This window comes from Phocaeicola sp. RTP21198st1_B8_RTP21198_201120 (assembly GCF_040929485.1).
GTDB lineage: Bacteria > Bacteroidota > Bacteroidia > Bacteroidales > Bacteroidaceae > Phocaeicola > Phocaeicola dorei.
The window spans coordinates 1-364 of sequence record NZ_JBCOCI010000265.1; the positions used below are offsets into that span (position 1 = coordinate 1).

The 364-nt window shown below is 44.5% G+C and carries 1 pseudogene; it reads right to left on the minus strand.

The annotated features are described in order from the left end of the window. Positions 1-364: pseudogene (locus AB5935_RS25240) on the minus strand (hypothetical protein); the annotation flags it as partial.

Genomic DNA, 364 nt, shown 5'->3' on the forward strand with positions numbered 1-364 from the left:
TACCAGTTTTGCTCTCATAAGCGGATACAATCGTTTCAAAGTATTTCCGGTCGTTTCCGCCTTTTAATACAAAATGTTTCGGATCTTCGCGCATGACAATCACGGTGCCTTTCCCAAACCGATAGGTTCCGTCACCGGGATTACGGGACAAACCCATCGCCTCAAACAGATGTTCCGAAGGAGCTTTGTATGCGTTTCCTGCCGTATTCCACCATTCTAAAACTGTTTGATAAGGATCGACATCTTCTCCACAGTACACCAACGTACCTCCTTTTTTAACCCAGTCTGCCAGATAGTTATGGTATTCCGATTTCATCGGTTTCATGTTCGAGTAGGACATTACAAGTACCTGAAGTCCGTTGAA